This is a genomic window from Klebsiella sp. JB_Kp004 (genome assembly GCF_040065795.1).
In the GTDB taxonomy this organism is placed as follows: domain Bacteria; phylum Pseudomonadota; class Gammaproteobacteria; order Enterobacterales; family Enterobacteriaceae; genus Klebsiella; species Klebsiella quasipneumoniae.
The window spans coordinates 54,220-74,931 of sequence record NZ_JBEAKW010000045.1; the positions used below are offsets into that span (position 1 = coordinate 54,220).

Here is a 20,712-nt window from a genome sequence, read left to right on the forward strand (position 1 = left end):
TGCTATGAATAAACCTGCTTTCTCACGCCCGCCGCTGCTGATCGGCATCGGCGGCACCACCCGCCCGGGCTCCAGCACCGAGCGCGCCCTCGCCGCCGCGCTGGCCCACGCCCGCACGCTCGGCGCGCAGACCCAGCTGTTCGGCGGCGCTGAACTGGCGGCCCTGCCGCCGTTTAACCCGGAAGTCACCACCCGCACGCCGCAGGAGACGGCGTTTGTCGACGCCGTGCGCCAGGCCGACGGCATTCTGCTGGCCTCGCCGGGCTACCACGGCGGGGTGTCTGGCCTGGTGAAGAACGCCATCGACCTGCTGGAAGATTTGCGCGGCGACAGCCGGGTCTATCTTGATGGCCGGGCGGTGGGCTGCATCGTCACCGCCGCCGGCTGGCAGGGTTGCAACACCACCCTCGGCGCCATGCGCGGGATCGTTCACGCCCTGCGCGGCTGGCCGACTCCGCTGGGGGTGACCCTCAACACCGCCGGCGTGTCGCTGTTCGACAGCGAGGGCCGCTGCACCGACGACGCGGTCCAGCGCGCGCTGGCCACCGTAGCCGAACAAGCGCTGGCCTTCGCCCCCGCTGCCCCCTTACGGAGACATGCCGATGCCTGCGCTCAGTCTGTCGCTTAGCGTTGCCGAAAAAGCGCGGCTCACCGCCGGGATGGGGATGTGGTCCACCCACCCTATCCCCCACTCCACGCTGGGTTCAGTCACCCTGTCCGACGGCCCGATGGGGATCACCGGCGGCCGGGTTGACGAGCGGGATATTGCCCTGCTCAGCCCCTGCGGGCTGGCGCTTGGCGCCAGCTGGGACCGCCAGCTGGTCAGCCGGGTTGGCGGCGTCATCGGCGAGGAGGCGCTGCGCACCGGAACGCAGGCGCTGCTGGCGCCTAACCTGAACCTGTTGCGCAGCCCCCTTGCCGGCCGCGCGTTTGAGCTTTTCGGCGAAGACCCGCGGCATATCGCCGAGCTCGGCGCGGCGTGGATCGACGGCGTCCAGCGCCAGGGGGTGGGCTGCATCGTCAAGCATATGGTCTGCAACGATTCGGAAACCGATCGGCGGACCATGAACGTGGTCGTCGATGAAGCCACCCTGCGCGAAGTCTATTTCTGGCCGTTCGAAGTGGCGGCCAGCCGCGGCGTCTGGGGCATGCTGACCGCCTATAACCGGGTAAACGGGATCTATTGCGCCGAGCAGCATCAGGCCATCAGCCAGTGGCTGAAGCGCGATCTCGGCTGGGACGGGCTGGTGATGTCCGACTGGTTCGGCACCCAGAACGGCCCGGCCAGCTTCCGCGCCGGGCTGGATCTGGAGATGCCGGGCCCGGCCCGCCATATGGGCGAGCGCCTGCTGCCCGCGCTGATGGACACCGACAGCGACGCCCGGCGGCTGGACGATGCCGCCGTCCGGCTGGCGCGGCTGGCCGAACGGGTCAGCCATCCCCTGCCCTGGGATGGCTCTGCCGCCGCCGAGGCGCAGCGGCGTCACACCCTCGAAGAGGCGGCGGCGGCGGGGTTTGTCCTGCTGCACAATCGCCAGCGACTGCTGCCCCTCGCCGCGCAGGCGGGACAGCGGCTGGCGGTGATTGGCCCCAACGCCACGACGCCCTGCTTCCAGGGCGGGACCTTTGCCAGAGTGGCGCTGATGCCGGGGCTGATCTCTCCTCTGGAGGCCATTCGCCAGCGCTTTTCCGCCGCCGGGGTCGAAGTAAGCTATGCCCAGGGGGGGGAGAGCGATTACCGCATCCCGCCTCTGCATCATCTGCCGCTGCGCACCGCCGCCGGCGAGCGCGGCCTGGACGTTGCCTACGCCACCGCCGACGGGGGCGTGGTTCATCAGGAGGTGCGCGACGCCTCCTCGCTGATCTGGTTCCGCGATATGCCGGGCGTCGGCGACATGCTGCGCCTGACCGAACGCGCCACCGTGACGGTAAGCTGCCAGTTCACCGCGCCGGTGAGCGGCCGCTACGGCTTCTGGATCGGCGGCACCGGGGAGATCGCCCTGCAGCTGAACGGCGAGCGCATGGCGACCTTTAACGGCGAGGCGCTGGATGGAGATATCATGGGCAAGCTGATGCAAGCCCCGCATACCCGTCTCGACTTCCCGCTGCAGGCGGGGGAAACCCTGACCTTCCGGGCCGAGATGGCGCTGGGCAGCAGTATCGCCCACGGCATCTGGTTCGGCTGCCAGCCCCCGCAAACCATCGACCTGCTGCAGCAGGCGGTCGACCATGCCCGGGCGGCCGACAGCGTGGTGCTGGTGATAGGCGAAACGGCCGATGCCGGTCTGGAGAGTATCGACCGGGACGCTACCGCGCTGCCGGCGCATCAGGTCGCTCTGATCCGCGCCGTCTGCGCGGCGAATCCGCGGACGGTGGTGGTGCTCAACGTCGCCCATCCGGTGGATACCGGGTGTCTCGCCGACGCGGCGGCGGTCATGGTCGTCTGGTATCCGGGCCAGGAGTTTGGCCCGGCGCTGGCCTCGGTGCTGGCCGGGGATCGTGAGCCTGGCGGTCGCCTGCCGGTGACCTTCGCCCAGCGTCTGGACGACTATCCGGTGCGCAGCCTGACGCCGGACGCCGCAGGGGATCTCTGGTACCACGAGCGCCAGCAGGTGGGCTATCGCTGGTTTAACGCCCGCGAACGCCCCGCCGCCTGGGCCTTTGGTCACGGTCTGGGGTATGCCGATATCACCCTGAGCGCCGCCGCGCTGACAGGCGACGAGGTGGACGCTCTGCAACTGCGCTGCCGGCTGGAAAACCGCGCCGCCCGCGCTGGAAAAGCAGTGGTCCAGCTCTACCTGCGGGGGCCGGAGACGGCCTGGTCGGCGCTGGCGGAGTTTGCGGCGGTCAGCGTCCCGGCGCACGAGGAAGCCGCCCTGACCCTTGCCCTGCCGCGTCACGCGCTGCAGCGCTGGCAGGTGCCAGCCCAGGAATGGCGCCTGGCCAGCGGCCCCTGGCAGCTGGCGGTGGGTTTCGCCAGCGACGATATCCGGGCAACCTTCGATTTCGTGCTGACTCCCGACGGGAAAATCAGCCACCGGGGCTAAGCCCGGATCGATGTCAAAGAGGGTCGGCAACACGCCGGCCCTCTTTTTTTATTCCTGCGCCAGCCGATTCGCGAAAAAAAAACCGCCCGGCGGCAGCGTACCGGCGGGCGGGGTTAAAATCCTCAGGTGGTCTGTGGTCAGAAGTTCCAGTACATCGAGGACTGCCAGAGGACCGCCGACTCATGCTTCGGCACCAGCGTCGGGTTATCCTGCCAGGTGATACCGTTGATCCAGTAAATCCCTTTCGTCACACGCAGGGCGTGCGACAGGGAGATGGCGTTGATGCTCTGCGGCGCTTCCATCCCCGCCTCGCCGACATAATCGCGGAACTTCTTACTGATAAAGGAGCGGGTGTAGCCCAGCGAGGTCATATCCTGCTCGCGGCCGGGAAACAGGCCGATGTCAAAGAAGGTCACCTGGAAGTCGCTGGTGTAAGCATTGCGATCGTCCGGCGCGTAGTCCGCTTTCACATCGAGATACAGCCCCAGCGGAAGCCCTTTTTTCGGCTGGGTCAGCTGCATGGTGTTGGCGACGTAGAACGCATAGTTACTACTGCTGTCGCCGGGCTGGTCAAAATACTGGTAGTGCGAGGTGTTATAGATAGCCCCGGCGCGGAACCACAGCGATCGCTGCGACTCGCCCGCCGCCTGCTTAAAGCCAAACTCATTCACCAGGATCGGGTTGGCGCCATCGACGTGCCATTTCAGCCCCGAGGGGTTCTGCTCCACGTCGTCGAGATGTCCGGCAGGCGACATACTGCGGCTGACGGCAAAGTTGTTATAGAACTTCTTATCGCTGTCGCGGACGATGGCGGTGAAGGTCGGCGTCGGCGCGTTGAGGCTGATCCCCACCTGCACCGGGATCACGCTGGTCGGCCCCAGCGCGGCGGAGGAGGAGTTCCCCCCCAGCACCATGCCGTAAAACTGACGAATTAACGGATAAAAACCATACTGCAGTTCCAGCTGGCCGTTTAATAAGGGCTGGTTCACCGCCAGCACCGCAATATTATGCAGTTCCGGATAGCTATCATGATAATTCGAGGTCGCCCACTGGGGAGAAAAGGTAAATTGCGCGTCTTTGCTAAAACCAATTCGGCTTAAATCGTAGGTGACGTTCAGCGACATATTTTGCGACCAGGTAAAATTCTGCCCGGCATATTGTTGCGGGTCAGCGGACTGGCCTTTCAGATCGTACATCACCATCGGGTTCCAGCTTAACTGGACGCCCCACCCGCGGTCGGCCAGCGCGCTGCGAAAGCCGCCAATATCACCGATGAGCGATTCGCAGGTCGACGGAGGGCTGACGACCTGCGCGGAGCGGGTATTCAGTTTATCCAGTTGCTCACAGGTCCAGGTATCGGCCAGCGCGGTGCTGGAGAATATCGCCAGCGTCAGCGCCGAAAGTGGAAACACTATTTTCTTACTTACGTCGGTACAGCAGAGACTCATAATAAACCCTCATTTTTATTTTTTGCAGGTAAGATGCGCCATATCGTGAAAAATAAATTAGTCACAATACGTTTATTTACAGGGATTAATTAGGCTGAAAGTTAACGCTAAATAAGGTGTACGCTTTTTCTAAATAATGGCCTCCCCTTCCCGCCGGGAGACCGGCGGGCGTGTGGTAATCATGTCGTCAGGTGAAATTAACGAGCCAGCGCGCGGCGGCCCCCCATCCGGGCGCTGGCGATACCCGTCGCGCCGGCGATAGCCAGCGTCAGCAGCGCAAACAGCAGCAGGCTGTCCTGCATGCTGCCGGTCATGCCGTTCAGCAAGGTCATCAGAACCGGGCTGATGAACATGCCGAGGAAAAAGAAGGTGTGCCAGATGCCGATCCCCGTCGCCCGGTGCGGCGCCGGCAGGGCTTCCAACATCCAGGCCAGCATCAGGGGGATCAGCATTCCGTTACCAACCTGCGCGACGAACGCTGCCGCCACGCCGGCCAGCGGATTGCGGGCCACGGCGATAAACAGCAGACCGAGGCCAAAAATGGCGTAAAAAAGGAAAAACTGCCTGTCGACACGCTGCCTGGCGCTGCGGCCATACAGCCAGGCGCCCAGCGGCACGCCAATGCCCGCAACGGCGGTGGCGATGCCGATCTGGCTGCTGGAGGTCAGCCCGAGCTGACTGAACACCTGGCTTATCTGCAGCGGCTCGAGAAAGTAGAGGATCGCGCTGGCGAGGGTAATCAGGCCGATCGTCGCCATTTTGCGCCGTGGAAAAGCGACAGGCTCCTCGTCAGCGACGCTGTCCGCGCGACGGCGGGTCGCCGGCTCAGCGGTGAACAGGCACAGGCCGATAAAGACCGGGATCGCCAGCGCATACAGGTAGATCGGGCCATACCAGCCCAGGGTGCCCAGCAGGCCAGCGACCAGCACGATCAGCGTCGACAGTATCGAACCGATGCCGCTCTGCACCGCCAGCCATTTGCTGCGCGCCTCGCCGGCAAAGTAGTCGCCAATCAGCGCATTGGCGGTGGTAAGAATAAAGGCGTCGGCGATGCTCATCACCAGCCGCGCCAGCAGAATGGCATACAGATCGTCGAGCATCACCGGCAGCAGGCCAAACCCCGCGTACAGAGCGGTGGCGGCAATCAGCAGGCGACGACGGCTCAGGCGATCGCCCACCCGCCCCGCCAGCGGAGCCAGCAGCGCCATGCTCACCGCCGGTATGGTGATGATCATCGGCACCAGCAGCTGGGCGTGCGGCTGCGCGGCAAAATGGCCGAACAGGAGCGGCATCACCGGCAGCATGGTCAAGGTCCCCATGATCGGCAACAGGGCCGCCAACATCAGTAAAATCGCCTGTACGGCCCCCGCCTCGCGCGGGGTTGCTGAAACCTTGTGCATCACCATCTTCCGCTCTCCGTCACTGCTTTTTATTTAGAATATGAATTACAGTTCTATTTTTTATCGATAAAGAAAGGCGCTCTGTCGCCCCGGTATCCTGGCTGAACACGCCGCAGCGAACTCAGCACACATACCGTTCTACCCTACCGGATGCAGGTGGCATGGACTGCGATTGCTATCACAATTAATACAATGCATTCACATTAAATTAACATAACCATCAACTCCCTCAGGCGTCGACAATCGCCACCGCGCGGATAAAACCGGCCGAGCCGCGGCGGATCTTGTAGGGAAAACAGCTCACCCAGAAGCCGTGGTCGGGAAGCTGCTCCAGATTGCTCAACTTCTCCATTTGCCCATAGGCGATCTCCCTGCCGGCTTTATGTCCTTCCCAGATCAGCCCGGCGTCGCCGCTGGCCTGAAAGCGTTCGCGGGTAAAGTGGAAGGGCGCATCCCAGCTCCAGGCGTCGGTGCCGACCACCCGTACCCCCTGCTCCAGCAGCCACAGCGTTGCCGCCCGGCCAATGCCGCAGCCGCGCTGCAGATAATCCGGCTGGCCGTAGCGGGCGCCGGCGGCGGTATTGATTAACACGATATCCAGCGGCGACAGGCGATAATCGATCCGCGCCAGCTCGCGCTGCAGATCCTCCGGCTGCAGGATCGCCCCGTCGGCGACATGGCGAAAATCCAGCCGGACGCCGGGGCGCAGGCACCACTCCAGCGGCAGCTCATCGATGCCAAACGCCGGTTCGCCGCCGTTGGTGGTTGAGCTGTAGTGCCAGGGAGCATCCATATGGGTGCCATTGTGCGGCGTCACGGTCAGGCGCTCCGAGGCCCAGGCCTCCTCTCCCGGCATCTGCGTTTTTTCCAGTCCCGGAAACATCGCCGCCATTTCCGGCCATCCCTGCTGATGATCCTGATACTCAATGTTCGGCAGCAGCGGCGGCGGGTCGGTCCAGGGATTGTTATCCAGGGTGACGGAGAGGTCGATCAGCCGACGCCCCTGTAAAAGATTGATCATGGTTTACTCCGTTAACATCACAACATGTTGATCCAGCACGCCAAACAGCGGCCGGCCATCGGGGGCGTGGGCTTCCATCGTCACCCGCTCCCCCGGGGACAAAAACGGCGTGCGCGGCTCGCCGAAGGCCAGCATCTCTATGGCCCGCACCTCGGCGATACAGCTGGCGCCGCGGCTGGCGTCCGGCCCGGACACCGTACCGGAACCCACCACCGTCCCGGCGCGCAGGCGGCGGGTCTGCGCCGCATGGGCAATCAGTTCGCCAAAATGGAAATGCATCTCGCTGCCCGACTGGCAGCCAAACGGCTCGCCATTGCGGGTCACCTGCAGCGTCAGCGCCGCCCGCCCGTGCTGCCAGGCCTCGCCCAGTTCATCCGGGGTAAGGGCCACCGGCGCAAAGGCCGAGGCGGGTTTGGCGTGAATAAAACCAAACCCGGTCTGCATCTCGCGCGGCGCCAGCGCCCGCAGACTGATATCGTTGAGCAAGACGATCAGGCGGATACAGCTCAGCGCCTGCTGCGGCGAGCACCCCTGGGGTACCTCGCCCACCACCACCGCGAACTCGCCCTCAAAGTCGAGACCGTCCTCGACCCGGCGGCAGACTATCCCGGCGTGGGGGGCAAGAAAGTCGTCCCCGCTGCCCTGATACATCAGCGGCGTCTGGTCGGCGCCGGCAATCGGCGGCAGATGAAAGGCCCGCTGCATGCGCTCGCCATGGCTGAGGAAGGCCGAACCGTCCAGCCACTGCCAGGCGCGGGGCAGCGGCGCCAGCAGGCGCCGGGGATCATAGGGCTGCGCCGCCGGGTAGCGGCGCGCATTGAGCGCCTGATAGCGCGCCTGCAGCGCAGGCCAGACCCGCGCGGCCTGCTCCAGCGCCTGCTGAAGCGTCGGAGCGATATCCGCCGCATCGGCCATCAGCGTCAAATCGCCCGAGACCACCACCAGGCAGCCGTCGCGTTCACCGTTATCTCGTGTTGCCAGTTTCATAACCTGCCTCCTCCAGCAGACAGAGCCAGCCGTCGGCGTCCACCTCGCCAGCCAGCGGACTCAGACGTTGGCCTACGCAGGCGCCCTGCACGCAGAGGCCGCTGTCCGGCATAAAAATCGCCCCGTGGGCGAAGCAGACCAGCCGGTCGCCCCGGGCGTTGAAAAAAGCGTCCTGCCGCCAGTTCATCGGGGTATCCAGATGCGGACAGCGGTTACGCCACAGATAGAGCATTCCCTGATAGCGGCAGGCAATCACCGTCGCCTGCCCGCTGCCCGTAGGGTCAAATCCCCGTGCCTGGCCCTCGGCCAGGCTGTCGGCACGGCACAGGCGAACCATCAGCGGGCGTTATCCGGACCGGGGGCCCACTTCTCGCGATACCCCAGCAGGAAATATTGCGAGTTATCGGCTCCCGGCAGCGCTTCGCGCGGCTGCCAGTGGTCATCGTGCTGATCCATATCGGCGTCGTATTCGATGTGACACCCGAGCGGGCTGTTGAAGTACCAGAACCAGTTCGATCCCAGCTGATGGCGCCCCGGCCCCCAGAAGGTCTGATACCCCTTCTGCTGAAAGCGGCTGCCGGCCATCATCAGCTCGGTGGGGCCGCCGAGATGAAAGGTAAAGTGTTCAATACCGGTCATAAACGGCGGGGCCTGGATCAGAAACAGGGTATGGTGATCCTGGGTGCCGGCGGGCCGCAGGAAGGGGCCGACGTGGGTGAAGCGATCGGTACAGACAAAGCCCAGCCGTTGATAGAAGGCTTCCGCGCGCTCGGCGTCCGGCACAAAATAGACCACATGGGAGAGCGAGCGCGGCTCTGCCGCCATGTCAGCGCTGGCCCCGGTCTGGTTGACCGGCCGCCCGGCGCGATCCCCCGGGGCGTTGATTTTCTCCCCTTCCCGCTGCAGCGGCTGGCGCTGGCTGACGCGAAACCCGAGGGCAAAGCCGGCATCATCGACGCAGCGCAGCACGCCGTCGGCGCCGAGCTTCACCTCGCGATCGCGGCGCAGCGTCTCGGCGATCGCCTCAAGGGTGGCGCTATCCGCCACGCCATAGACGGTTTCCCGCAGCTGGCTGCCGCTGGGCAGCGCCGCGGGCAGCGACGGATCGTCACGCTCCCGCAGCAGCACCCCGGTGCCATCCAGCGCGCTAAAGAAACCGTTCTCCTGCTCGCGTAAACCGTAGTCGAGAAGAAACTGTCGGCAGCCCGCCAGGTCATCGACGCCAAATACCAGATAATCCGGACCAAGAATATTCATCGCGGTTGTTCCTTATGCGTGTTCAGGCCACCCGGCCGCCGAGGGCTTCCGCCACCCAGTCAGCGATGTAGTGCCCGGCGTTAATCGAGTTGTCGAAGCTGGAGTGCTGCACACCGCCCTCGCGGTCAGTAAAAATTTTCAGCTCGCGGCGCGGGCTGTTCACCAGCTGGTCGTAGGTGCGCTGCGCCCATTTCACCGGGATCTGCGAGTCCTTTTCACCATGGGTGACGAGGAAAGGCACCCGTATGCGGTCGAGAATGCCGTCGAGATGGACGTTCTCCGCGATGCGCATAAAAGCGTCGATATCCTCGCCCCCCCACACCCAGCGCACATGCTGCCAGTAGTGCGGTACCGGAAAATCGCCTTCGCGTTCGCGGCGGCGCTGCTGTACCTCCCGCCAGTCGTGATTGGCGCCCCACACCACGCCGCAGGCGAAGCGCGGCTCAAACGCCACCGCCCGCGGGCAGTAATAGCCGCCCAGCGAGACCCCTTCCATGCCGATACGCCCGGCATCCACCTCCGGGTGCTGTTCCAGCCAGTCAACGATCCGGCTGGCCCAGTGCTCGCTGTCATAGCGGGCCTGCATGCCGTGAAGACGCAGCGCTTCGCCGGTTCCCGGCTGGTCGACCACCAGCGAGGAGACCCCGCGCCGCGCCAGCCACTGCGGCAGCCCCACCAGATATTTCATCTCTTTGGTGGAGTCGAGACCGTTGACCTGCACCAGCAGCGGCGCGCGGCCGGTCGCCCCTTCGGCGCGGACGTAAAGCGCCGACAGGGTTTTGCCCTCGTAGGGGATAGTCACCCGCTGACAGTTGGCATGGGTATGGTGCAGCCCGGCGGCAAAGACATCGAGAAAGCGGCAGTACAGCGCATCGCGGTCCGGCGCGCCATGCGCCTGCAGGCGCTCGCAGGTCAGGTAATAGTTGGCCGCCCGAAGATATTTCTCTCCTGCCGACAGCCGCCGTCCACGCGCCTCATCTTCGCCGGCCAGCGCGCATAATTTATCGGCCATGCGGGACCAGGTTTCCCGGAACACGCGGGTGCCTTCGGCGTCGGGATGCTCGGACGCGGCCAATAGCGGCGCGCACATCTCTTCGATCTCACCGATGCGGGCGCCCATCTCGATGGAGAGATCCACCGACAGGTTCCAGACATAGTTTTTAGGGAAATAGCGAAACATAGGGTCATCCTTCAACATTCAGTCGCAATCGCTGTAGCGCAGGCACTGTCACATAAAGCACCTGCGGGCGACCAATCATGTCTCAGGATGTCAGGTATCGACGGGAGCAATACCAGTGGGTTAGCGTGCGCTGGCGACGATTTTCGCTTTCAGCCAGCCGAAGATAGGATCGTTATCCAGCGAGCGGTGCCAGCCGATAAATTCGCGCATGACCGGCAGCGTCACCGGGACCGGGAAAAGACGCAGCGGCAGCATCGCCGCGTACTGCTCCGCCAGCCGCCGGTGCAGCGTGGCGATCCGCGAGGTGCCGATCAGCAGCTGCGGAACGCAGTGGTAGCTGTGGGTCACCACCTCGATACGGCGGCTCAGCCCCGACTCGGCAAACAGATTGCCCTCCAGCCCCGGCTGCCGCTCGCGGCCAAAGACCACCGACACGTGCCCCAGCTGTTGCCAGGCTTCAAGGGTCAGCGCCTCGCCGGTGTGGGGATTGTCCGCCCAGGCCAGGCAGACAAACTCTTCGTCAAACAGCGCTTCGGCGGGATGGTCGGCGGCCATAAAACGCTCCGGCGCCACGATGATATCCAGCTCGCCGCGGTTGAGCATGCCGGTGGACTGGGCGTCCGGCGAGTAAAACTCAAAGGTCATATTCGGCGCCTGCAGGTGTACTGCCTGCAGCGCATCCTTCAGCATCACGTTGATAACGTAATCCGAGGCCATAATGCGGAAATGGCGCTTACTGGTTGCCGGCTCATCCACCGGCCGGCGGGCAATGGAGGTCTGAATTTTCATCAGCACGTCGCGGACCGGCTCCCGCAGCTCTTCCGCCAGCGGCGTGGGCCGCATCTTTCTGCCCACCTGGGTGAGCAGATCGTCCTCAAAGTAGGTGCGTAGCCGGTTGAGCACCCCGCTGGTGGCAGACTGGGTCATATGCAACCGGCCCGCGGCGCGGGTGATGTTCTGTTCATCGAGTAACACATCCAGTGCCACCAGTAAGTTCAGATCAAGATGTTGGTAACGCATGGGTCCCCCGGCGAGAAATGGCGTGCTTATCCTGTGGCTTAATTTAACTTTTCTGCAACTTTTTGTTTTCAATTTCCACGGCGATATCGTTTTTTGCGATAGCGATCATTCTTTATCGCGATTAGTCAGCGCGCCGCTGGCCTGGTTAACGTCCTCTACTCTGTACCCTGGAGAAAACAGCTACGATGAACATCCATAACGTATTAATCGTTGGCGGCGGCATCGGCGGTCTGTGTACCGCCATCGCCCTCCGCCAGGCCGGCGTCGCCGTCGACGTGGTGGAGATCCAGCCGCAGTGGCGGGTCTACGGCGTCGGTATCATTCAGCAGAACAATGTCGTGCGGGAAATGCAGCGGCTTGGGGTGCTGGAACGCTATCTGGACGCCGCCTGGCCGTTTGACAGCGTCTCAGTGCACACCCTGAGCGGCCACCAGCTGGCCAGCTTTCCCGGCCAGCGGCTGGCGGGTGAACAGTTCCCGGCCAACGTCGGCATCTCCCGCCTGGCCCTGCACAACGTCCTCTGTTCCACCGCCCGGGAGCTGGGGGTCCGACTGACCACTGGCGAGAGTATTGACGCCATCCGTCAGGTTGACGATGCCGTGGAGGTGAGCTTCAGCCGCGGCGGCCAGGGGCGCTACGATCTGCTGGTAGGCGCCGACGGGATCTACTCCCGGGTGCGCGGCATGCTGTATGGCGAGCGCTATCGTCCCCGCTTTACCGGTCAGGGCGTTTGGCGCTACAACTTTCCGCGTCCGCCGGAGGTGGACCATCTGATGTGCTTTATGGGCGAGAGCTGCAACTGCGGGCTGGTGCCGCTGGGGGAAGATCTGATGTATCTGTTTATCACCTCCCACGAAGCGGATAACCCCCGCTACGCCCGCGACCAGCTGGCGGCGGAGATGCGCCGCCGTCTGCCGCCCGGCGCGGGGTTACCGGGGAGCCTGCGGGAGCATATCGTTAACAACGACGAGGTCGTCTATAAGCCGCTGGAGGAGCTGTTCGTCGACGATCCCTGGTATCAGGGACGAGTCGTACTGGTGGGCGACGCGGTTCACGCTACCACCCCGCACCTCGGTCAGGGGGCGGGCATGGCGATTGAGGATGCCATCGTGCTGCGCGAAGCGCTGCAGCAGACCGACAGCGTCGCAGCCGCGCTGGCGCATTTTGACGCCCGCCGTCGGCCGCGCTGTCAGCAGATCTGGGCCGCCTCGCTGCAGGTGGGCGAGAGCGAGATCCACCGCGATCGCCATTTTGACCGTCAGCGGGCGATCGGCGATATGATGACCCTGACGGCGAGACCGATATAAACGACGCCCCCTCCGCCGGCCAGGCCGGCGGAGTATTCTCTTGTTCATTAGTCGACACGACCGCCCTCTCCCCTCTTTCACCAGACGCTCACCTTTCGCCATGGAAAATATACCGGCGTGCCTCGTGATATTTGACACCCCTCCATCATGATGGCTAAGGTATATTTCAGCCCGCCTTTATCATGGATAAGGAAAATACGGAGATGAATATTATTCCGACTGAGATCTTAAAATATGCTATCGCTATTATCCCGCTGATTATTCAAATTTTTGCCGTGCGTTCTGGCTGGGTATTCCCTAAAGATAAAATATTCACCTCGCGCAAAAACATCAGTGAGTTCGCCGCGGCGCTGCATAAAAACAGCGACGCCCCCGATCTGCAACGGATAGCGTACGAATATGGTATCGCCGCGCTGACCAAAGATAAAAACCTGACCATGGAACAACGAAAAATACTGTTGAAATGCAAAAATCCGGTCAGCGATATTGATAACTACAGTAAATGCCAGCATCTGATTTCGGTCAATGATGAGAAACGCATATTCAAATGGAAAAAGCGGGGCTATCGCTTCTGGCTCTATCGCAAATGCGTCGAAGTCATCAGTCTGGCGCTCTATTTTATTGGCGGCTTCTTAACGGCTCTGCCTTTCCTGTATGAAGGCCTGGCCAGCCCGGCGGTGATTGAGCGGATTAATCATTTATCCCGTCTGCAAAAATTCTGTATGGCAAGTTATCTGTTCGCCTGCGGGGTTTGTCTGGCGCTGATCTGCCTGCATAAACTCTCCACCCTCTCGATCGCGGAAAAAACCATCAAAGCGAATCGCTAACCCGCCCACCGCCCGGCGACCTGTCCACATCAGCGGCCCCTAACCCTGTGGATAACCTGGAGGCAGTTGCCCGGCAGCCCCAGCACAAGCGGGCTACCGGCCGCCGTTCGTTTTTTGAACAGGTAAACCGCCCCCGCCGGACCGCGCGCTGAGCGCGAACCCGCCACCACGGCGGAGGGAAGCGCCCGCCCCGCTTAATAATTCCACTTCGGCCGCGCCACCGTGTTTTTCTTCAGCAGATCGCGGAACGCTTTCAGATAGGGTTCATTACTGCGCCCGCGCTTACAGATGGCCGAGAACGGCGACTGAAAGCCAAACTCGTTGGGCAACAGCACCCGCAGGCGGTTCTCTTTGATCCACGGCCAGGCGTAATGCTCCGGCAAATAGCCAATATATTTCCCCGAAAGAATCAGCAGCAGCTGGGCGTCGACGGTCTCAACGGTGGCGCTGCCTTTGCTGAAGCCCCGACGGCGGAGATCGCTGGTGTTCCAGTAGCTGCGGGTCACCAGCGGACACTGGCTGATCTGCTCTTTATCGAGCTGGCGGCTGAAGAACATCGGGTGCAGATCGCTGCAATAGAGCCAGTGCTGCTCGCGATACAGTGGCTCGCTGATGATGTTATGCACCTGCGAGTTGTAGCTGCCGATGGCCAGGTCGATATGGTTGTTCAGCACCCCGTTCAGTTGCTCCGCCGGGGTGCGAATAATCAGTTTGATATGCACATGGGGAAATTTGTCGCTGAAGCTGCGCAAGACCACCGGCAGCGAGAGCGCCGTTTCGGTCTCGATGGAGTCGAGCGTCGAAATGCACAGGGTGCCGCTGTGCTCCCCTTTGAGCAGGGCCGACTGCCGCTCCAGCTCATTGAGTTCGCTCAGCACGCGGATCGCCTGCTGTAAAAACTGCTGTCCTTTTTCCGTTAAGGAAAAGCCGCCGCGCCCACGCTGACAGAGGGTGAAGCCGAGCTGCCCCTCCAGTTGCGACATCGCATTGCTAATGGCGGAGACCGAAATGCCCAGCTCCTGCTGGGCCCGGCTGTAGCTCTCCAGGCGGGCCACCGCCTCGAAAACCTGCAGCTGGCGAATATTGAGGCTGGCGTCGTGATGCATCGTATTTAGTTCACCAATAAATGAACTGAGTATTTACGCCAGACGATGTAAAGTCCAGCGCGGGTTGCGCACTATCTCTCCTGTTACGTTTCATCCGTCAGATTCAGGAGCAGACATGGATAACCTCTTTCACCAACCGCAGGGTGGCAATGAGATGCCACGCTTCGCCGGCCGCGCCACGATGATGCGCCTGCCGTTTATCGAAGATTTACAGGGACTTGATGCGGCATTTGTCGGCATTCCGCTGGATATCGGCACCTCGCAGCGCTCAGGCACGCGCTACGGACCGCGCTATATTCGCGCCGAATCGGTGATGATCCGTCCGTACAATATGGCGACCGGCGCCGCGCCGTTCGACTCGCTGTCGGTAGCCGACATCGGCGATGTGCCGATCAATACCTACAGTTTGCTCAAATCGGTGCAAATTATTGAAGATTACTACACCGGTTTGAATAGTTATCCGCTGATCCCCCTCACCCTCGGCGGGGACCACACCATTACCCTGCCCATCCTGCGGGCGCTGACCAAAAAACATGGGCCTGTGGGGCTCATCCACGTCGACGCCCATACCGACACCAATGATGAGATGTTCGGTGAGAAAATCGCCCACGGCACCACCTTCCGCCGCGCCGTTGAGGAGGGATTGCTCGACCTCAAACGGGTGGTGCAGATTGGCCAGCGCGCCCAGGGCTATGCCGCCGGGGACTTTCAGTGGGGCGTCGACCAGGGCTTTCGCCTGGTGCAGGCGGAGCAGTGCTGGCATACCTCCCTGGCGCCGCTGATGGCCGAAGTCCGCCAGCAGATGGGCGACGGGCCGGTGTATCTCAGCTTTGATATCGACAGCCTCGATCCTATCTGGGCCCCGGGAACCGGGACGCCGGAAGTCGGCGGCCTGACCTCCATTCAGGCGCTGGAGATCGTCCGCGGCTGCCGCGGCCTGAACCTGATTGGCGCCGATCTGGTTGAAGTCTCGCCCCCCTATGACGTGAGCGGTAATACCTCCCAGCTGGCGGCCAACCTGCTGTACGAGATGCTCTGCGTCCTGCCCGGCGTGAAGTACGCCTGAGGAAGCCGCCATGGAGCTGAAATGCTTTCGCACCCTCTGGGGAGTGACGACCCCCTGGCCGCAAACGCTGGATGAACTGCAGCGCGTCGGCTGCTGCGGTATCGAAGCCCGCGTCCCGTTAACGGCGGAGGAGCGGCGGCAGCTCGCCGACCGCCTGCAGGCGTCGGGGCTGGAGTATATCGCCATTCTCTTCAGCGGCGGCGGGGTGCTCCCCGCTCAGCATGAAACGCCGGAGCAGCATCTGGCGCGCCTGCGGATCCGCTTCGCCGAGGCCAGCGGCCTCAACCCGCGCTTTGTCAATCTGCTGGCGGGCAACGATCGCTGGCCGCTGGCGCAGCAGGTCGATTTTCTCGGCAAGGCGCACGAGCTGGCCGCCGGGTTTGGGTTGACCTGCAGCTTTGAAACCCATCGCGCCACCTCGCTGTACAGCCCGTGGCTCACCCTGGAGATCATTCAGCAGCTCCCCCAGCTGCGCTTTACCGCCGACATCAGCCACTGGGTGGTGGTCAGCGAGCGCCTGCTGGATGACCCCTGCGATGACTTCAGCGCCTTTATCGACCGCGTGCATCACGTGCAGGCCCGGGTGGGCTACGACCAGGGGCCGCAGGTGCCGCACCCGGCGGCGCCGGAGTATCAGCCGGCGCTGGCCTTTGCCGAGCGCTTGTGGGAGCAAATCTGGCATTCGCAGCGCCGGCGCGGCTACCCGCAGACCACCCTGACGCCGGAGTTTGGCGCCGACGGCTATCTGCACCATCTGCCGTTCACCAACGTTCCGGTGGCCGACCTATGGTCGCTCAACGCCTGGATGGCCGCGCGCCAGCAGGCCCACTTTCAGCAGTTTTTAACGCTCACTGAACAGGAACCGCAGCCATGACCGCCGTGAAGCACGCTTTTACTGAACTCCCGACCATCGATATCCGCGATCTGGCCGGCGACGATCTCGCCAGGCGCCAGGCGGTGGCCGACGCCATCGGCCGCGCGGCGCGCGAGGTGGGCTTTTTCTACATCACCGGCCACGGCATCGACCCGGCGCTGATCGCCGGCGTCCGCGAGGCGGCGAAGCAGATCTTCGCCCTGCCGATGGCGGAGAAGATGAACTATTACATCGGCCGCTCCAAAAGCCATAAGGGCTACGTCCCGGAAGGAGAAGAGATCTACGGCGCCGGCAAGCCGGACCATAAAGAGGCCTTCGATATTGGCTTCCAGGCGGCAGACGACCATCCGCTGGTGCTCGCCGGTACGCCGCTGATCGGCGCCAACGAGTGGCCCGACCTGCCGGATTTCCGCGCGCGGGTGCTGGCCTACTACGACGCGGTCTTCGCCCTCGGCCACCGCCTGTTCGACGCTTTCGCCCTCGCGCTCGGTCTGCCGGAAGGGTATTTCAAACCGATGGTGACCTGCCCGCCGGCCAAGCTACGGCTCATCCATTACCCGTTCGACGCCAGCGTCGAAGATGTTCCCGGAATTGGTGCACACACCGACTATGAGTGCTTCACCCTGCTGCTCGCCGACCAGCCCGGGCTTGAAGTCCTCAATGAAGAAAGCGTGTGGATCGACGCGCCTCCCGTCACGAACGCCGCCGGAGAAGAGGCGTTCGTGATCAATATCGGCGACATGCTGGAAGTGCTCAGCGCTGGCACATTTGTTGCTACAGCCCACCGGGTGCGCAAAGTGCCGCAGGAGCGGTACTCCTTCCCGCTGTTTTTCGCCTGCGATTACCACACGCTGATCCGCCCGCTGCCGACCTTTCTCGCCGCCGGCGAAGCCAGCGAATATCAGGAGCTGAGCATCGGCGAGCATATGTGGAGCCAGGCGCTGCAAACCTATCGCTATCTGCGCGAGAAGGTCAATCGCGGCGAGCTCCAGCTGCCGGCGCGCGCGCGCGGCACCCATACCTTTGGCCATCTGAAAAAACAGGCACAGCAAAAAAAACCCTAACCACCCGTGAGGATCCATGATGACTAGCACCCTGAAAAAAATCTCGCGCCGCGTCGCGCTTACCCTCGCCGTCAGCGCCTGTTTCTCCTCTGTCACCCAGGCGGCGGAACTGCTGACCGAGGGCGTCTTTAAGGTGGGGATGGAGGTCACCTACCCGCCGTTTGAGTCCTATGACAGCAATAACAATATCGTCGGTCTCGACCCGGAGTTCGCGACGCTGATTGCCGAGCATCTGCAGGCCAAACCGCAGCTGATCGACACCAAGTTCACCAGTCTGATCCTCGGCATCGGCAAGAAATATGATGCGGTGATCTCCGGGATGTACGTGACGCCGGAGCGCCAGAAGCAGGCCGACGCCATCCCTTACGCCCTCTCCGGCGCGTCGATCATTGCCCTGAAGGGCGGCGCGGTGCAGCCGAAAACCGAAGATGAGCTGTGCGGCGTGAAGGTCGGCCTGCAGGCAGGCACCACCTGGGTGACCAGCCTGAAAAAACACTCCGATGAGTGGTGCCTGAAAAACAGCAAACCGGCCATCACTATTCAGGAGTTCCCGACGGCGCCGGAAGCCTCCCAGGCGCTGCTGTCGAAGAACATCGACGCCCAGCTTGAGATAGCCCCGGCGGCGCAGATTATCGTCGATAAGAGCCGCGGTCGCCTGGGGATAAGCTCGACGCGCCTCGTCTACCCGCTGCCGCTGGGGATCTATGTCGCCAAAGGCAACACCGAGCTGGCGGAGGCGATCAAGGCCACCCTCGCCACGCTCAAAGCCAACGGCAAATATGCCGCGCTGATCAAAAAATACAACTTAGAAAGCATCGATTAAGACAATAAGCACTGCGCAACAGGAGTCAGTATGGCGTTCGATTGGGGATACTTTTTTTCATTATTTAGCATTGGGGCATTCTGGCAGGCGTGCGTGACGGTTATCGTAATCAGCACCTTGTCCTGGGGGATCGGCCTGGTGGTCGGTTTTCTGCTAGCCTGCGCGAAGCTCTCGGCGCCGCGCTGGATCAAGATCCCCGTCGAACTCTATATCTGGTTTTTCCGCAGCGTGCCGCTGATGGTGCTGCTGGTGTTTGTCTACAACCTGCCGCAGCTGTTTCCGCTGACCCAGCCGCTGCTCGGGGTGCCGTTTATCGCCGGGCTGGTGTCGATGACCGTCACCGAAGCGGCCTATATGGCGGAGATCCACCGCGGCGGGCTGTTGTCGGTGGCCAAAGGGCAAAGCGAGGCGGGCCATGCGCTGAGCTTCAGCTTTATCGGCATCCAGCGGCTGATTGTTATTCCTCAGGCGTTTCGCATCTCGTTGCCGACGCTGATCAATGAATACATCACCATCATTAAGCTGAGCTCGATTTTATCGGTGGTCTCCTTACCCGAGCTGCTGCTCACCGGCCAGCGCTTGTATGCGCAAAATTTCCTTGTGATGGAGACGCTGCTGGCGGTGGCGGTGTACTACGTCATGGTGGTTACCGTCTTCACCTGGCTGTTCCGGGCGCTGGAGAATAGCCTCGATATTCAGCGCAAGCGTCCGCAAACGCTCAGCGAGGCGGAATGCCAGGCGCTGCGCCAGAGCCTGCCGGCGCTGACGGAAGCGATCAACACCCCGGCCGTCAACGGCGCGCCGCCGGCGCTGGATCTGCGGGGCATCCGCAAATCCTGGGGCCAGCATGAGGTGCTGAAAGGCATCGACCTGCAGGTAGATAACGGGGAGGTGATCAGCATCATCGGCCCGTCCGGCTCCGGCAAAACAACCCTGATCCGCACCATCAACGCCCTCGAAAGCATTGATGGCGGGGAGATCATTCTCTACGGCGAGGACTATCTGAAAGGCGGAGCCATCGTCGATAAGCGCCAGATGCGCGCCGGGGTGCGGCGCATCGGCATGGTCTTCCAGAGCTTCAACCTGTTCCCCCACCGCACGGTGCTCGACAACGTGATGCTGGCCCCGCGCTACCACCAGCTGCTGGATCAACCGGTCGCCCGCGAGCAGGCCCTGGCGCTGCTCGATCGCGTCGGTCTGCTGGCCCATGCCCACAAGTACCCCGGACAGCTCTCCGGCGGCCAGCAGCAGCGCGTGGCGATCGCCCGGGCGCTGGCGCTGAAGCCGGACATCATGCTGTTTGACGAACCGACCTCGGCGCTGGATCCCGAGCTGGTGGGCGAGGTGCTGAAGGTTATTCAGTCGCTGGCCCGCGAAGGTATGACCATGCTGATTGTCACCCACGAGATGGACTTCGCCCTGTCGATTTCCGACCGCGTGGTGCTGATGGAGAACGGCGTGGTGCAGGCCGACATCGCCCCGCAGGTGATCCGCAGCCCGCTGGAGGCCCCTTCTCTGCAACGAATCCGTGAATTTATGGGAGTGCACTAAATGGCAACTGAGCAACACCTGCGCCAGCAGCTGGCCGCCGCCTACCGTCTGGCGGCGCTGTTCGGCTGGGAGGATACCCTCTACACCCACTTCTCCGTGCGCCTGCCCGGCGACGGCGAGCCGCGCTTTTTAATTAATCCCTTCGGCATGATGTTTGATGAGGTCACCGCCAGCAATCTGATCGTGGTGGATATGCAGGGCAAGGTCGTAGAGGGCGAGGCGCCGGCTAACTCGGCGGGCTTCACCATCCACAGCGCGGTGCATATGGCCCGGGAAGACGCCCACTGCGTGATCCACACCCACACCCTGCCGGGGATGGCGGTGGCCGCCTGCGAGGACGGCCTGCTGCAGCTCAACCAGATCAGCACTGAGTTTTACCAGCGCGTCGGCTACCACCCCTATGAAGGGGTGGCCTTTGACCTCGACGAACGGGCGCGCATTCAGCGCTCGCTGGGGAATAATATCGCCATGATCCTGCAGAGCCACGGCCTGCTGTCGGTGGGCCGTACCGTGGCTGACGCCTTTTACATCATGTTCTACCTCAATCGTGCCTGCGAGATCCAGATGGCCGCCGCCCAGCTGGCGGCCCTCAGCCCGATCCACACCATCGCCCCGCACCTCAGCCAGCACGCCTGCGAGCAGCTGATGGGCGTGGAGCATGAACGTCAACAGGTCTGGCAGGCGTGGTTGCGCCGTCTTGACCGTCTCGATACTTCTTACAAAGACTAACGCCT

At 62.8% G+C, this 20,712-nt stretch carries 19 protein-coding genes; 10 read left to right on the forward strand and 9 right to left on the reverse strand.

Annotated features, from left to right (window positions below):
- Positions 1 to 4: 4 nt before the first annotated feature.
- Complete coding sequence (locus ABLX76_RS19955) at positions 5 to 628, forward strand: NADPH-dependent FMN reductase (RefSeq protein WP_048298064.1); 624 nt, start codon at positions 5 to 7, stop codon at positions 626 to 628.
- Entirely contained in the window at positions 603 to 3,047 is a 2,445-nt protein-coding gene (locus ABLX76_RS19960; protein WP_348875136.1) for a glycoside hydrolase family 3 C-terminal domain-containing protein, read from the forward strand. Before ABLX76_RS19955 ends, ABLX76_RS19960 begins: the two co-directional genes overlap by 26 nt.
- A gap of 137 nt (positions 3,048 to 3,184) precedes the next feature.
- On the opposite strand, the gene ABLX76_RS19965 is transcribed toward ABLX76_RS19960, so the two are convergent.
- From ABLX76_RS19965 to ABLX76_RS20000, 8 genes are all read right to left on the reverse strand, one after another.
- Entirely contained in the window at positions 3,185 to 4,495 is a 1,311-nt protein-coding gene (locus ABLX76_RS19965; RefSeq protein ID WP_043521376.1) for a carbohydrate porin, read from the reverse strand.
- Between the two features lie 197 nt (positions 4,496 to 4,692).
- Complete coding sequence (locus tag ABLX76_RS19970) at positions 4,693 to 5,895, reverse strand: MFS transporter (RefSeq protein ID WP_348875138.1); 1,203 nt, start codon at positions 5,893 to 5,895, stop codon at positions 4,693 to 4,695.
- A 229-nt stretch (positions 5,896 to 6,124) separates the two neighbouring features.
- The gene (locus ABLX76_RS19975; protein ID WP_023290715.1) at positions 6,125 to 6,916 is read right to left on the reverse strand and encodes a cyclase family protein; all 792 of its coding nucleotides are present in this window, start codon (positions 6,914 to 6,916) and stop codon (positions 6,125 to 6,127) included.
- A gap of 3 nt (positions 6,917 to 6,919) precedes the next feature.
- Positions 6,920 to 7,903 (reverse strand): fumarylacetoacetate hydrolase family protein, encoded by a 984-nt coding sequence (locus ABLX76_RS19980; RefSeq protein WP_241515776.1) that lies wholly within the window; start codon positions 7,901 to 7,903, stop codon positions 6,920 to 6,922.
- Positions 7,881 to 8,240, reverse strand: a complete 360-nt coding sequence (locus ABLX76_RS19985) for a Rieske 2Fe-2S domain-containing protein (RefSeq protein WP_049013840.1) — start codon at positions 8,238 to 8,240, stop codon at positions 7,881 to 7,883. The genes ABLX76_RS19980 and ABLX76_RS19985 overlap by 23 nt, the downstream gene beginning before the upstream one ends.
- Complete coding sequence (locus tag ABLX76_RS19990; RefSeq protein ID WP_348875140.1) at positions 8,240 to 9,160, reverse strand: VOC family protein; 921 nt, start codon at positions 9,158 to 9,160, stop codon at positions 8,240 to 8,242. The genes ABLX76_RS19985 and ABLX76_RS19990 overlap by 1 nt, the downstream gene beginning before the upstream one ends.
- A gap of 22 nt (positions 9,161 to 9,182) precedes the next feature.
- Complete coding sequence (locus ABLX76_RS19995; RefSeq protein ID WP_065883377.1) at positions 9,183 to 10,340, reverse strand: prolyl oligopeptidase family serine peptidase; 1,158 nt, start codon at positions 10,338 to 10,340, stop codon at positions 9,183 to 9,185.
- A gap of 120 nt (positions 10,341 to 10,460) precedes the next feature.
- On the reverse strand, positions 10,461 to 11,360 hold the full coding sequence (locus ABLX76_RS20000; RefSeq protein ID WP_348875142.1) for a LysR family transcriptional regulator: 900 nt from the start codon (positions 11,358 to 11,360) through the stop codon (positions 10,461 to 10,463).
- Between the two features lie 185 nt (positions 11,361 to 11,545).
- Between ABLX76_RS20000 and ABLX76_RS20005 the strand changes: the two genes are divergently transcribed.
- Both ABLX76_RS20005 and ABLX76_RS20010 read left to right on the forward strand, forming a co-directional pair.
- Positions 11,546 to 12,667: an FAD-dependent oxidoreductase gene (locus tag ABLX76_RS20005; protein ID WP_241515775.1), complete on the forward strand. Its 1,122-nt coding sequence runs from the start codon at positions 11,546 to 11,548 to the stop codon at positions 12,665 to 12,667.
- A 203-nt stretch (positions 12,668 to 12,870) separates the two neighbouring features.
- Positions 12,871 to 13,494, forward strand: a complete 624-nt coding sequence (locus tag ABLX76_RS20010) for a hypothetical protein (protein ID WP_348875144.1) — start codon at positions 12,871 to 12,873, stop codon at positions 13,492 to 13,494.
- Positions 13,495 to 13,688: 194 nt separating this feature from the next.
- Here the strand turns inward: ABLX76_RS20010 and ABLX76_RS20015 are convergent, their stop codons facing one another.
- Complete coding sequence (locus ABLX76_RS20015) at positions 13,689 to 14,600, reverse strand: LysR family transcriptional regulator (RefSeq protein WP_002914199.1); 912 nt, start codon at positions 14,598 to 14,600, stop codon at positions 13,689 to 13,691.
- 115 nt (positions 14,601 to 14,715) lie between these two features.
- Between ABLX76_RS20015 and speB the strand changes: the two genes are divergently transcribed.
- From speB to ABLX76_RS20045, 6 genes are read left to right on the forward strand one after another with little or no spacing between them, the layout of a single operon-like run.
- Positions 14,716 to 15,666: an agmatinase gene (speB, locus tag ABLX76_RS20020; RefSeq protein WP_004145693.1), complete on the forward strand. Its 951-nt coding sequence runs from the start codon at positions 14,716 to 14,718 to the stop codon at positions 15,664 to 15,666.
- A gap of 10 nt (positions 15,667 to 15,676) precedes the next feature.
- Positions 15,677 to 16,540: a TIM barrel protein gene (locus tag ABLX76_RS20025; protein WP_023290724.1), complete on the forward strand. Its 864-nt coding sequence runs from the start codon at positions 15,677 to 15,679 to the stop codon at positions 16,538 to 16,540.
- On the forward strand, positions 16,537 to 17,604 hold the full coding sequence (locus ABLX76_RS20030) for a 2-oxoglutarate and iron-dependent oxygenase domain-containing protein (RefSeq protein WP_023290725.1): 1,068 nt from the start codon (positions 16,537 to 16,539) through the stop codon (positions 17,602 to 17,604). Before ABLX76_RS20025 ends, ABLX76_RS20030 begins: the two co-directional genes overlap by 4 nt.
- Before the next feature lie 19 nt (positions 17,605 to 17,623).
- Positions 17,624 to 18,427, forward strand: a complete 804-nt coding sequence (locus ABLX76_RS20035; protein WP_348875159.1) for an ABC transporter substrate-binding protein — start codon at positions 17,624 to 17,626, stop codon at positions 18,425 to 18,427.
- A gap of 30 nt (positions 18,428 to 18,457) precedes the next feature.
- Complete coding sequence (locus ABLX76_RS20040) at positions 18,458 to 19,978, forward strand: amino acid ABC transporter permease/ATP-binding protein (protein WP_048335055.1); 1,521 nt, start codon at positions 18,458 to 18,460, stop codon at positions 19,976 to 19,978.
- Positions 19,979 to 20,707: a class II aldolase/adducin family protein gene (locus ABLX76_RS20045; protein ID WP_032453783.1), complete on the forward strand. Its 729-nt coding sequence runs from the start codon at positions 19,979 to 19,981 to the stop codon at positions 20,705 to 20,707.
- The last annotated feature ends 5 nt before the right edge of the window (positions 20,708 to 20,712 follow it).